Annotated in this window: 13 protein-coding genes; 8 read left to right on the top strand and 5 right to left on the bottom strand. The window is 61.8% G+C overall.

Annotated elements, in window-relative coordinates:
- Positions 1–7: 7 nt before the first annotated feature.
- Both cydB and AB0O81_RS05690 read right to left on the bottom strand, forming a co-directional pair.
- A complete protein-coding gene (gene cydB / locus AB0O81_RS05695; protein WP_363582129.1) occupies positions 8–1,039 on the bottom strand; it encodes a cytochrome d ubiquinol oxidase subunit II in 1,032 nt (343 codons plus the stop codon).
- A gap of 9 nt (positions 1,040–1,048) precedes the next feature.
- Positions 1,049–2,494 carry a cytochrome ubiquinol oxidase subunit I gene (locus AB0O81_RS05690; RefSeq protein ID WP_363582127.1) on the bottom strand — a complete coding sequence of 482 codons (1,446 nt, stop codon included), beginning with the start codon at positions 2,492–2,494 and terminating at the stop codon, positions 1,049–1,051.
- Positions 2,495–2,814: 320 nt separating this feature from the next.
- Between AB0O81_RS05690 and moaA the strand changes: the two genes are divergently transcribed.
- Both moaA and fdhD read left to right on the top strand, forming a co-directional pair.
- The gene (moaA, locus tag AB0O81_RS05685; protein ID WP_363582626.1) at positions 2,815–3,849 is read left to right on the top strand and encodes a GTP 3',8-cyclase MoaA; all 1,035 of its coding nucleotides are present in this window, start codon (positions 2,815–2,817) and stop codon (positions 3,847–3,849) included.
- Between the two features lie 3 nt (positions 3,850–3,852).
- Positions 3,853–4,710, top strand: a complete 858-nt coding sequence (gene fdhD / locus AB0O81_RS05680) for a formate dehydrogenase accessory sulfurtransferase FdhD (protein WP_363582125.1) — start codon at positions 3,853–3,855, stop codon at positions 4,708–4,710.
- Positions 4,711–4,763: 53 nt separating this feature from the next.
- Here fdhD and AB0O81_RS05675 read toward each other — a convergent pair whose 3' ends face one another.
- Positions 4,764–5,123, bottom strand: a complete 360-nt coding sequence (locus AB0O81_RS05675) for a hypothetical protein (RefSeq protein WP_363582123.1) — start codon at positions 5,121–5,123, stop codon at positions 4,764–4,766.
- An 84-nt stretch (positions 5,124–5,207) separates the two neighbouring features.
- Here AB0O81_RS05675 and AB0O81_RS05670 point away from each other — a divergent pair, with 84 nt between their 5' ends.
- Positions 5,208–6,626, top strand: coding sequence for an amidase family protein (locus AB0O81_RS05670; protein WP_363582121.1), 1,419 nt, complete (start codon positions 5,208–5,210; stop codon positions 6,624–6,626).
- 6 nt (positions 6,627–6,632) lie between these two features.
- On the opposite strand, the gene AB0O81_RS05665 is transcribed toward AB0O81_RS05670, so the two are convergent.
- Positions 6,633–6,974, bottom strand: coding sequence for an HNH endonuclease signature motif containing protein (locus tag AB0O81_RS05665; RefSeq protein WP_363582119.1), 342 nt, complete (start codon positions 6,972–6,974; stop codon positions 6,633–6,635).
- 134 nt (positions 6,975–7,108) lie between these two features.
- Here AB0O81_RS05665 and AB0O81_RS05660 point away from each other — a divergent pair, with 134 nt between their 5' ends.
- Both AB0O81_RS05660 and AB0O81_RS05655 read left to right on the top strand, forming a co-directional pair.
- Positions 7,109–7,672: an NYN domain-containing protein gene (locus AB0O81_RS05660; protein ID WP_363582117.1), complete on the top strand. Its 564-nt coding sequence runs from the start codon at positions 7,109–7,111 to the stop codon at positions 7,670–7,672.
- Between the two features lie 67 nt (positions 7,673–7,739).
- Positions 7,740–8,384 (top strand): SDR family oxidoreductase, encoded by a 645-nt coding sequence (locus AB0O81_RS05655; RefSeq protein WP_363582115.1) that lies wholly within the window; start codon positions 7,740–7,742, stop codon positions 8,382–8,384.
- 131 nt (positions 8,385–8,515) lie between these two features.
- Here AB0O81_RS05655 and AB0O81_RS05650 read toward each other — a convergent pair whose 3' ends face one another.
- Positions 8,516–8,719 carry a cold-shock protein gene (locus AB0O81_RS05650; protein WP_337337445.1) on the bottom strand — a complete coding sequence of 68 codons (204 nt, stop codon included), beginning with the start codon at positions 8,717–8,719 and terminating at the stop codon, positions 8,516–8,518.
- Between the two features lie 563 nt (positions 8,720–9,282).
- Between AB0O81_RS05650 and AB0O81_RS05645 the strand changes: the two genes are divergently transcribed.
- From AB0O81_RS05645 to AB0O81_RS05635, 3 genes are all read left to right on the top strand, one after another.
- Entirely contained in the window at positions 9,283–9,798 is a 516-nt protein-coding gene (locus tag AB0O81_RS05645) for a pyridoxamine 5'-phosphate oxidase family protein (RefSeq protein WP_363582113.1), read from the top strand.
- 127 nt (positions 9,799–9,925) lie between these two features.
- Complete coding sequence (locus AB0O81_RS05640) at positions 9,926–10,546, top strand: CoA pyrophosphatase (RefSeq protein WP_363582624.1); 621 nt, start codon at positions 9,926–9,928, stop codon at positions 10,544–10,546.
- A gap of 74 nt (positions 10,547–10,620) precedes the next feature.
- Complete coding sequence (locus AB0O81_RS05635; RefSeq protein WP_363582622.1) at positions 10,621–12,081, top strand: SDR family NAD(P)-dependent oxidoreductase; 1,461 nt, start codon at positions 10,621–10,623, stop codon at positions 12,079–12,081.
- The last annotated feature ends 15 nt before the right edge of the window (positions 12,082–12,096 follow it).

Raw genomic sequence — 12,096 nt, 5'->3', positions numbered from 1 at the left:
CCTGAGCTCAATGTGCGACGGCAGACGCCTTTTCGATGCGCGACCGGGTCACGCGCTTGCGGAAGACCCAGTATGTCCAGCCCTGGTAGAGCAGAACGAGCGGCAGGAAGATCACCGCTGCCCACGTCATGATCGTGAGCGTGTAGTCGGTGCTCGATGCGTTCTCGATCGTCAGGCTGAAGGCAGGGTCTGTAGAGGAGGGCATGACGTTCGGGAACAATGCGAACCAGAGCGTGAGCACGGCCGCGACGATGGTGAGCGCTCCGAAGCCGAACGCCCAACCTTCGCGATCTCGCATATTGAAGATGAGCGACATGATCAATGCGACGGCGGCGATAGCGGCACCTGCGATGACCAGCACCATCAGCGGAGCACCGTGACCGGCGGCGATGAAGATCGTCCAGATCAAGAATGCGGCTGCGACCACGACAGTCAACATGCCTGAGCGGCGAGCGAGCACGCGTGCATCTGCGTGCACCTGACCATCGGTCTTCAGTGCCACGAAGTACACGCCGTGGGTGAAGAACAGCAGCAAGGTGGTGAGTCCTCCCAGCAGGCCGTAAGGGTTCAGCAACGTGAGGAACGACCCGGTGAACTCATGGTTTGCGTCGATCGGAACACCCTGCACGATATTGGCAACGGCGACACCCCACAGCAGCGCGGGTACGGCGGAGCCAACCACGATCATCGTGTCGAAGCCCTTTTTCCACTTCACGCTGTCGCGCTGGTGGCGGTACTCAAACGAGACACCGCGCAAGATCAGCGCGAGCAGAATCAGCAACAGAGCCAAATAGAAGCCGCTGAACAGGGTGGCGTACCACTCCGGGAACGCCGCGAACAGACACGCGCCAGCAACAATGACCCACGTTTCGTTGAGATCCCAGACCGGACCGATCGTGTTGATGACCTGCCGACGCGAAACCTCGTTCTTGCCCAGGAAGGGCAACGACATTCCGACGCCGAAGTCAAAGCCGTCAAGCACGAAGTAGCCGACGAACAGAAATCCGACAATGAAGAACCAGATGTATGCGAGATCCATGGCGCTCTCCTAGTAGACCGTCGTGGGGGTGTCTTCGACCGACCGCTCACGCGGATCGGGGTCGTCTGGTCCGGGTAACGGCGCGGGCCCGGCGTGCGCGGTCTTCATGATGAGACCGACTTCGACGACTGCGAGGATGGCGTATATCGCCGTGAACGAGACGAGCGAGATAAGAACTGTCCAGCCGGGAACGCTCGGCGATACTCCGTCTTCAGTGAGCATCAGACCGAACACGATCCAGGGCTGACGGCCCATCTCGGTGAAGACCCAGCCCACCAAGATGGCGAACAGCGATGCCGGCCATGCCCAGATGGCGAGGCGCCATGCCCAGGTGGGCACGTCGCGCTTTGCCTTCTTGCGCGTGAGCCACAGGCCCACGACGGCGGTCAGAGCGGCGATGCCACCAAGGCCGATCATCCAGCGGAACGACCAGTAGGTGACCCAGAGGATCGGGGCGAAGTTGCCGTCGACCTGGTCTGCGAACTGGGGGAACAGTTCGGTCGTGTATTGCATGTTCAAATCATTGATGCCCTCGACACAACCGTCGAGCGTGTGGGTGGAAAGGAACGACAGCAAGAACGGGATGCGAATCGAGAACAGTTCGCTCGTGCCGTCAGGCGTTCCCAACGTGAAGATCGAGAATGAAGCATCGGCTCCGCAGGCGGTGTCGAACAGGGCCTCAGCTGCGGCCATCTTCATCGGCTGCGTCTCCACCATCACCAGGCCCAACTGGTCACCTGACAGTGCGGTGCCGCCGAACGCGATGATCATGCCCCAGAGTCCGTACCGCAAGGACGAACGCATCATTTCGATGTTCTGCCCGCGTACGAGGTGCCATGCAGAGATTGAGATGATGACACCCATCGTCATCATGAATGCCGCTGCCAAGGTGTGGGGGAGTGCTGCGAGCGCGACAGGATTAGTCAGTACGGCAAGGAAGTCGGTCATCTCGGCTCGGCTGCCGTCTTCTGCCATCTGATACCCGAGTGGGTTTTGCATGAAGGCGTTCGCGGCAAGGATGAAGTAGGCCGAGAACCATGCCCCGATCGTCGCGATCCAAATGCTGGCGAGGTGCAAACCCTTGGGGAGCTTGTCCCATCCGAAGATCCACAATCCGATGAAGGTTGCTTCGAAGAAGAAGGCCATCAGACCCTCGAATGCGAGGGGCGCTCCGAATACGTCGCCGACGAATCGCGAGTACGACGACCAGTTCATGCCGAACTGGAACTCCTGCACGATTCCGGTGACAACGCCCATCGCAAAGTTGATGAGGAAGATCTTGCCGAAGAACTGCGTCAGGTGGAGCCATTTCACCTTGCCCGTGCGAAACCACGCCGTTTGAAAGATCGCGACAGTGAGCGCCATCCCGAGCGTGAGCGGCACAAACAGGAAGTGGTAGAGCGTGGTGAGCCCGAATTGCCAGCGGGCGAGTAACAGGGGATCCAGAAGGTCCACGGGATGCGCTCCGATCGATCAAACGATGTGGTCTGACCACACCATAGCAGGCTCTTGGGATTCTGTGCCAACGCACGGGCGCCTGCGTTCTGATTCACCGTCCCAGTAGACGGGCTGTTCGCACAACCCCCGTCGCGGGGTCAAGAAAGCACGCGAACTGGGGGCGGCCGTCGTGCCCCTTGCGGAGGGAGAGCACACGGCCCGCACCGAGGTTGTGACGATTAGGCTCGACGTATGGTCAGCATCGTTTCAGCGGAGATTCGCGCGTGAGCGCGGTGCCGGTGACGATTGGGATCCGTTCGGATCTCGACGAACGAGATATGCCCTCGGCGTCGCCTGGCGAGCCGCTCGTTGACACCTTTGGTCGTGTGCATCGAGACCTGCGAATCTCTCTCACGGATCGCTGCTCCTTGCGTTGCACATATTGCATGCCAGAACAGGGCAACGAATGGCTGGCTCGCACGAGCATCTTGACCCTCGACGAGATCGTTGAGATTGCGACGATTGCGGCATCAAATGGAATCACCACCTTTCGATTGACCGGGGGTGAGCCGCTGCTTCGAACCGACATCGTCGAGGTGGTGCGCCGACTGGGCGAGATCCGTGGGCCCGATGCGCGACCTGTCGAACTCGCCATGACGACCAACGGCATTAGCCTGCCTGAGAAGCTGCCCGGCCTCATCGATGCCGGCCTCAACCGCTTGAACATCTCTCTCGATACGATTCGGCACGAGAGATTCCACGAGCTGACCCGACGCGATCGCCTCGATGATGTACTGGCAGGGATCGAAGCCGCGGCAGCATCCACTCTTCGCCCGCTGAAAATCAATGCGGTCGCCATGCGTGATGTCAATGATGACGAACTGGTTGACCTCGTCGAGTTCGCGGTATCGCACGGAGCGCAGATGCGCTTCATCGAGCAAATGCCGCTGGATGCGGGCCACACCTGGGACCGCACCCGCATGGTCACGCGTGAAGAGATTCTCGAGACCCTCGCCGCCAGGTGGGCCCTCACTCCGATTCCCGGTCGCGGCGGTGCGCCAGCCGAGCGATGGACGCTCGACGACACCGACCACACGGTGGGCGTCATTGCCTCGGTAACGGCGCCGTTCTGCGGGGACTGTGACCGGTTGCGGCTCACTGCCGATGGGCAGCTTCGCAACTGCCTTTTTTCTGAGACTGAGTACGACCTGCTTCCAATTCTTCGAGCGGCAGAAGATGAACCGGATAACAGCCGTGAGATCGCAGTTGATCGCATGCTTCGTGCCTGCGTGCGCGGCAAACTGCCCGGCCACGCGATCAACGATCCCACCTTCCTGCAGCCCGCTCGTGGCATGAACGCGATCGGCGGTTGAACGGTGGGCCGCATCACCGCACGCCGACCGGTCATCAAGATCACCCTGGGCTCTGCAACGCGCAAGCGAGCCGATGACCTCGCAGTCGAGGAACCACTTGAAGTTCGCGTGATGGGCGAGCCGCTCGCGATAACGATGCGCACGCCGGGACACGACGTTGAGCTTGCCGCTGGCTTTTTGGTGTCGGAGGGCGTGATCTCGATTCGCGACCACTTTCGCAACGCCATCCACTGTGGTGGTCCTGGCACGCCCGGCGGCGCGCTCAGCGGCACCGCAGAGGGCAACACCTATAACGTTCTCGACGTGGCACTCGCTCCCGACGTCACGCTTCCCGCACCAGAACTAGCACGCAATTTTTACACCACCAGTTCATGCGGAGTGTGCGGCAAGGCCTCCATCGAAGCCATCGAGACGGCATCGAAGTTTGATCCGTCGCTTGACCGCGTGACCATTTCAGCCGCGGCTCTCGCCGAGCTGCCCGATCGTCTGCGTGAAGATCAGGTAGCGTTCGCCCGAACAGGTGGGCTCCACGCCGCAGGGTTATACGACGCCGTGTCGGGGGAACGGTACGTGGTGCGCGAAGACGTCGGCCGACACAACGCCGTCGACAAGGTCATCGGCTGGGCGCTGTTGAACGACCGCCTGCCGCTTACCGGCGTCGTGTTGCAGGTGTCGGGCCGCGCGAGCTTTGAACTGGTTCAGAAAGCGGTGATGGCCGGCGTTCCGATTCTCTCGGCCGTCTCAGCGCCGTCAACCCTTGCCGCCGAGCTGGCGACCACATCAGGGCTTACTCTTGCGGGCTTCGTGCGAGGCACGACAATGAACGTCTACTCACGGGCAGAACGAATATTGGTCGACTAAGCAACCCCGCGCACTAGGCAACCCGTGGGCCAGCCAGCTCTGCAGAGAGAGTCTTAGAAAACGAAGAGCTGGCCCATTACGAGCACCGCGATCACAAAGAGGGCGACGATTGCGCCAACGATGGCGAGCGTTTTTCCCGACATCTTGGCTACGGCAAAGCCGACCAAGAACGGCAGCGCGGCCAAGAAGATCGCCACAATCCACCAGAAAGCGACGTAACCCCCCTCGGTTGCCTCGCTGAGGCGCCCACCGAATAGCTGCTGAGTCTGAGGGTTCGTGGCAAAAGAGAATGCCGCCGAGAGGGGAATCGCGATGAACGCAGCGATGATCAGACCGAACAGCGCACCCCACAGTCCTGGGCTGCCGTTTCCGCTCAGCGCGCCGCCATGGTGTTCTTGCTGTTCTGAAGCCATACGCAGAACTTTAGTAGGTCACAAGGCACAACTCAGCCTCATCACCGTTACGTCGACCAATACGGCACGCATTAGCCTCGGAATGTGAGCCCCACCAGCAGAGAGCCCGTGCACACGCCGCGCACCGCGCGTGAGATTGCTGGCGCGGTGCGTGCAGCGCAACTGAGTGCTGTCGACGTGATGCAGTCACATCTGTCTCATATCGCAGCGATCAATGACTCGATCAACGCGGTCACGGCGATCTTTGCTGATCGCTCGCTCGCGGCAGCACGTGAGATCGACGAAGCGGTATCGGCAGGCCTCGACCCGGGCCCGCTCGCGGGCGTGCCGTTCACGGTGAAAGAGAACATCGACCTGACCTGGTCGGCCACCACAAACGGTTGGCGTGGGGCGGTGGACTACGTCGCACCAGACGACGCGGTGATCGTTTCGCGCATGCGTGCCGCCGGTGCGGTTCCGATCGGACGCGGAAATATGTCCGACTTCGGAATGCGATGGGACACCGACAACGAGCTCTTCGGTCGCACGCTCAATCCGTGGGACTTCAGCCGCACCGCGGGAGGATCGAGCGGCGGTGATGCGGTGGCGGTTGCAACGGGAATGTCGGTTCTGGGTTTAGGCAACGACTTTGGCGGGTCGTTGCGCATTCCCGCCCATGCCGCCGGTGTGTGTGCGATCCGGCCCTCATTCGGCCGGGTGCCTCGATCAGCCGTCCGTGGCGCACCTGTCGCCATGACGTTGCAACAGTTTTCAGTGAACGGCCCCATCGCTCGGAATATCGCTGATCTTGAGTTGGCGTTTCAGGTGCTGCTTGGATCTGATCCGCGCGATGGCATCTCGGTCGACGCGGATGCGGTCGACCTTGATGGCGCACCACGTCGCGTCGGCGTGGTGAAGGGGACAGCGACATGGGATGTCGAGCCGGGAGTATCAGCATCCATCAACAAGGCCGTCGACGCGTTGATCGTCTCAGGGTGGGATGTGGTCGAGATTGAGCTGCCGCGCCTCGAAGAAGCGGCGACGCTGTGGCGCCGGCTCGCTTGCACCGACATGCTCTTCACCTTTGATCCTGCCGATCTCTCGGTGCCGTTGGGAGACGCGGCTACGGCGTTCATGCGCGACAGCACGGCTGCGGCACGCCCCTATGAGACAACGCGCGATTATGCAGGCGCTTGGGCGCAGCGGGTGGTCGTCGCGGCCGAATGGCGGCAGTTGCAACAAGACACGCCCCTGATACTGGGGCCGGTGCTCGCCTCGGGGATTCCTGCCGTGGATTTCGATCTTGGCGGTCAGTCGCAGGCGGCGGAAGCCTGGCGGTCACTCTGGCTCACCCTTGCCGCGAATTTTCTCGGTTTGCCAGCGATCGCGGTACCCACCGGGCTGGATGCTGCGTCTCTTCCCACCGGTGTGCAGGTGATCGGCCCGATGAACGGCGACGAGTTGGCATTGCGCGCGGCTCGAGACATTGAGACGGAATGCGTCTGGCCCGGGGTGCCACGGTGAGCGCACTCAGTCAGTGAGTTCACGCACCACCTGGCGGAATCGCAACAGAAACGCGGGTTCATCCAGCCGTTTGCGACGGAGCCACGCGGTGACTTCGTCGTTCGACTTGCTTGCGTTGCACGACCGGCACGCCGGTACGACGTTATCGAGGGTGTAGCGGCCGCCACGCGATATCGGCAGCACGCAGTCCCGCTGAAATGGGCCGTCCGCTTTGCCGCAGTATGCGCACTGGGCCCAGGCCTCAGAGATCGCGGCCCACTGCGCATCGGTCAGATCGCTGCCTGAAGACGCGACACGTTTCACGCGTCGCCGCTGTGCGCGAGCGCGGCGCGAATTGGGGGCAACCATACGGCCAGCGTATCCGCGGGCAACCACCTTGGTCGGGTGACGCGCGGCATGCTGATCGGTGCCGTGAGAGCACGAGCGCACGGTGCCCGTAGGATCAATGCAGGTCGCGAGTCGCGGCAGATCAAGGGAGACCCGTGAGCGAAGGCGAAGAACGCATCACCTGGGTGCTGGTCGACGGCGAGAACATCGACGCAACCTTGGGCTCGTCGATCCTCGGCCGACGTCCGCAGCCTGACGAGCGCCCACGCTGGGACCGTCTGATCGCGTTCGCCCGGCGAACCTGGCGCCAAGATGTGCAGGGACTGTTCTTTCTCAATGCATCCAGCGGCATCCCGATGTCTTTCGTGCAGGCGCTCAAAGCCATGGACTATCGCGTGGTTCCGCTGTCGGGTGCGCCCGACGAAAAGGTCGTCGACATCGCCATCCAGCGCACCCTGCAAGCGTTGCGTCAGCGCGAGGGTGACGTGATTCTCGTCAGCCACGACGGCGATTTTCTCGAAGACATCGAAGCGCTGATTGATGGAGAGCGTCGCGTCGGCCTGCTTGCGTTCGCCGAGTTTCGCAATATCGGCTTTAGCGCGATACCAGGGCTGCAGAAATTCGACCTTGAATTCGATGCCGAGGTCTTCGACGCGCCGCTGCCCCGCGTGCGCGTCATTCCGATCGAAGAGTACGACCCATACAGCTTCCTGCGCTGATCCGCTCTCGGAGCCGGAGTTCCCCCCATGGAACGTAGGCTCGAGGGGATCACGATTGGAGTGCTTTATGTTTCGAGTTTTGCTCATCGGTGGGCATGGAAAAATCGCGTTGCTTCTGGAACCGCTCCTGGCGGGCCGAGGCGACCACGTCACCGCGGTAGTTCGGAATCCCGATCACGAGGCAGAAGTGACAGCGACCGGAGCAACACCGCTCGTGGCTGATGTGCAGGCCTTTGATACCGAACAGCTGACCAACTTGGTGAGCGGAAATGACGCCGTCGTGTGGGCTGCCGGTGCGGGAGGCGGTAGCGAGGAGCGCACGTACGCGGTAGATCGCGATGCGGCCATCCGCTCGATTGACGCTGCCGTGGCTGCGGGCGTCTCGCGCTATGTGATGGTGTCGTACTTCGGTGCGGGCGCCGATCACGGTGTGCCGCGTGACAATTCGTTCTTCGCGTATGCAGAGGCGAAGGCTGCCGCAGACGAACATCTGCGAGCGAGTGGTCTCGATTGGACCATCGTCGCACCGAGCACGCTGACTGATGACGAACCGACAGGTCAGATCGAGGTAGACGCTGATGCGCCGTCGAAGGTGTCGCGTGGCGATGTGGCCGCGGTCATTGCGGCTGTGCTCGCGGACGATTCGACGATCGGACGAACGATTCGATTCAACGAGGGCGCGACACAAGTAGTTCAGGCCGTGGCTCGTTGATCTGAGCGGTCTAGTCGCCGCTCAAAGAGTGTGGCTGCGTTCGACATCCAGACAGGAGCATGCTCAATCTGGGGGCACGAACGCCCATTCGTTGGCCGGGGCGCTTACGCAACCCCGGCCAACGGATGAAATCAGAGCGGGCGAATGTTAGCGGCCTGCATGCCCTTGGGGCCACGCTCCGCTTCGAATTCGACCTTCTGGTCTTCGCGGAGCTCCTTGTATCCGTCGCCCGTGATCGCGGTGAAGTGCGCGAACAGGTCGGCGCCGCCATCGTCAGGAGCGATGAAGCCGAAGCCCTTTTCGGAGTTGAACCATTTCACGGTGCCAGTGGCCATCGTGTCTTTCCTTTTACTTTGTGGGCCGCGTGAGCGACCGGGAGTGCCGCGCCGACGTGTGCGGAGCGGGCGTATGAGACGCGGAATATCCGCGAGTGGTGTTATCGGGGCTGCGGATGCCGCAACCACTGCATGGGCGAGTTCACTTGTGCCGTGTATACCGAGATCTTCGCCTTGCGCGCCATGCGCTTCGTATCCGAGCGGAGTAATGCCGACAAAGCCAGCGTACTCGCCTGCAGCGGTTGCGACGAAAACATCGTTATCAGCTTGTCGCCAACTGAGCGCTGGGCGTGATGACGAAAGGGTGGGAATTACGAGGGTCATGCAGCTTTCAGGTGGTGCGCGGCGATACAGACGCTCGTGCGCAAAAGTCGAAGGTGTGAGGCGGATGTCATAGTGACGATCCGGGCGTCAGGCTGTCTGCTACTCCACAGTGAGGCATTGAGGAATGTGACGCATACCCGAATGGGCAACCATCAGCGTAGCACGGATGCTGAGTAGGGCGGCCATCGGTCACTGTCAAGCCCCTCGTGTGCTCGTTGCGCTGGTGAAAACCTGGGTGCATGACAGAGACGCAAATGACCGAGCTTTCGGCAGCTGACGCATCCGCACGAGTGAAAGAGCTCGTCGAAGACATCGACTTCACGATGCTCACCACCATCGACGATCGGGGCACGCTGGTGAGTCGTCCGATGAGCACGCGTCAGATGGATGAGAACGGCGATATCTGTTTCTTCACCGCCGACGACAGCAAGAAGGCAGATGAAGTTGACGCAGACAGCGATGTTGGACTGTCGTACTGCGATGCGAAGGGCATGCGATTCGTGTCCATCGGCGGACGCGCTCGTATCGTGCACGATCGCGCCAAGATGGAGGAGCTCTACACGCAGTCACTCGACATCTGGTTCGAGGACGGGCTCGACACCCCAGACATCGCGTTGCTTCGCGTAACTCCCGTCGAGACAGAGTTTTGGGAGCCCGCCCACGGCAAGGTCGTGATGGCGGCGGGCATGCTCAAGTCGCTCGTTACGAAGGATGCTCCTGATGACTCGATGCGGCACGGACGAATCAGCTGCTGATTCAACGCCGCGACGCTGTCCGGCGTAGCCTGAAAAGATGTCTGCTGGTCAGCGCTCGCTGAGCGCCCGCGATGCGCTCATCGCTCTCGTCAACAACGCCGCGTATGTCTTCAACGCTTTCGAGGGAATGCCCGAGGCGGCGGCTTCGCGCAAGGCTGCTGTTCTGATCTTGTTCGGTGTGCTCGATTCCTTGCCAAGCAGACATGACGCACAAGACGCAGCCGTGTCGCAAGACCTGGACGTGTTGCTGTTGGCACGCGCGTCTACGCTGCGCTCCCACGCCGGCCAAGTGGCGTTTCCCGGAGGTCGAGTCGATCCGGAAGATGACTCAGTCGTTGCCGCGGCTCTTCGCGAAGCGAGGGAGGAGACCGGGCTTGACCCGGCGGGGGTCGAGGTGCTCGGCGAGTTGCCAGAGGTGCCGCTCGCTTTCTCGCGACATCTGGTGACGCCCGTGGTCGGATGGTGGCGACGTCCGACGGCAGTGGGCGTCGTTGACGAGGCTGAGTCGTCAGACGTTTTTCGTGTGCCGGTGGCAGATCTGCTCGATCCCGCCAACCGTGGTGTCACCGTCTTGCGGCGTGATGGTCACGAGTGGCGCGGTCCAGGCTTCATCGCTAGATATGCCGGCGGCGAGCACCTTGTGTGGGGGTTCACCGCCCTGGTGCTTGACGCTGTCTTCGATTCTCTCGGATGGACTGAACAGTGGGATGCCACTCGAGTGCTTTCGCTTGAGCCGCCAACAGACTGACAGTCACCGCACCTTCAGCATCCCTCGCAATACACTTGTGTGTGCCTTCTTCGCCGACCGACCCCGCTGAGTCTTTGCCCGACGACCTTGGTGACGGCATCGATGCCGACGATCTCGCGACGACTCTTCGCGTGCTCGAGAACATGGCGCAGATGAACGAGGCACACCCCGACTACATCACTGTGCGCCGAGCCACCGCCGCGATGTTCAAGGCGGTGAAGCGGGAACGGCGTCGAGAGCTTCGAGCGATGGTTGCTGACGCCGATCGCGCCGTCGTGGCAGCGACTGCTACGGGAGCGCCCGACCGCATCGACGATGAAACGCGCGGCATCCCGATCAGCACCGCAACCACTGCGCCCACGGCGGGAACGCTGATCAAGGCGCGCGGCTGTTACATCTGCAAGAAGCCCTACACGGTGGTCGACGCCTTTTACCACCAGCTCTGCCCCGACTGCGCGGCGCTCAGCCACCGCAAGCGTGACGCTCGAACGGATCTGAGCGATCGCCGCGCGCTGCTCACCGGCGGGCGGGCGAAGATCGGAATGTACATTGCGCTTCGCCTGCTGCGAGATGGTGCGCACACAACAATTACGACTCGTTTTCCGCGTGACGCAGTGCGCCGCTTTTCGAGCCTTCCGGATTCCGCAGAGTGGCTGCACCGTCTCAAGGTCGTCGGCATCGATCTGCGGGACCCAGCGCAGGTGATCGGCCTCGCCGAAGACGTCGCAGCGGCGGGGCCTCTCGACATTCTGATCAACAACGCCACTCAAACCGTGAGGCGCTCGCCGGGTGCCTATCAGCCGCTGGTCGATGCGGAACTTTCTCCGCTGCCTGACGGGCCCCTTCCGGAGCTGGTGACGTTTGGGCATACCAACGATCAGCACCCGCAGGCCCTTGAGCGTTCCGTTGCCGCGCACCCCGTGCTCGCGGCGGCCGCGCCTCGAGCCGACGAACTCACCGAGCAAGCAATGGCTGCCGGCTCCAGCTCGCTTGAGCGGCTCAATGCAGGCACGGCGATCGATGCGGGTGGTCTCATTCCCGATCTTCATGACATCAACTCGTGGACTCAGCGCGTCGAAGAAGTCGATCCGCTCGAGATGCTTGAGGTGCAGCTGGCGAACACGACCGCGCCGTTCTTGCTGATCTCGAAACTGCGCCCGGCAATGGTCGCAAGCCCTGCGCGTCGTAAATACATCGTGAATGTCAGCGCGATGGAGGGTGTCTTCAACCGCGGCTATAAGGGCCCCGGTCACCCTCATACCAATATGGCAAAGGCCGCGGTCAACATGCTGACCCGCACGAGCGCGCGGGAGATGTTCGAGAACGACCAGATTCTGATGACCAGCGTCGACACCGGCTGGATTACCGACGAACGTCCTCACCCCACCAAAGTGCGGCTGGCTGAGGAAGGTTTTCATGCTCCGCTCGATCTGGTCGACGGTGCTGCCAGGGTGTACGACCCCATCGTGCGTGGCGAAGACGGCGAAGACCTGTTTGGTGTCTTCTTGAAGGACTACGAGCGCGGACAGTGGTGATGCTGTCGTGAACCT

The organism is Microbacterium sp. NPDC076911 (genome assembly GCF_040687125.1).
In the GTDB taxonomy this organism is placed as follows: domain Bacteria; phylum Actinomycetota; class Actinomycetes; order Actinomycetales; family Microbacteriaceae; genus Microbacterium.
This window is presented reverse-complemented; position numbering and strand designations above follow the sequence as displayed.

Coding starts and splice junctions, on each gene's coding strand:
- cydB (WP_363582129.1), bottom strand. CDS start 1,039: ATGGATCTCGCATACATCTGGTTCTTCATTGTCGGATTTCTGTTCGTC.
- moaA (WP_363582626.1), top strand. CDS start 2,815: ATGCCCTCGGCGTCGCCTGGCGAGCCGCTCGTTGACACCTTTGGTCGT.
- AB0O81_RS05675 (WP_363582123.1), bottom strand. CDS start 5,123: ATGGCTTCAGAACAGCAAGAACACCATGGCGGCGCGCTGAGCGGAAAC.
- AB0O81_RS05665 (WP_363582119.1), bottom strand. CDS start 6,974: ATGGTTGCCCCCAATTCGCGCCGCGCTCGCGCACAGCGGCGACGCGTG.
- AB0O81_RS05655 (WP_363582115.1), top strand. CDS start 7,740: ATGTTTCGAGTTTTGCTCATCGGTGGGCATGGAAAAATCGCGTTGCTT.
- AB0O81_RS05650 (WP_337337445.1), bottom strand. CDS start 8,719: ATGGCCACTGGCACCGTGAAATGGTTCAACTCCGAAAAGGGCTTCGGC.
- AB0O81_RS05645 (WP_363582113.1), top strand. CDS start 9,283: ATGACAGAGACGCAAATGACCGAGCTTTCGGCAGCTGACGCATCCGCA.
- AB0O81_RS05640 (WP_363582624.1), top strand. CDS start 9,926: ATGCCCGAGGCGGCGGCTTCGCGCAAGGCTGCTGTTCTGATCTTGTTC.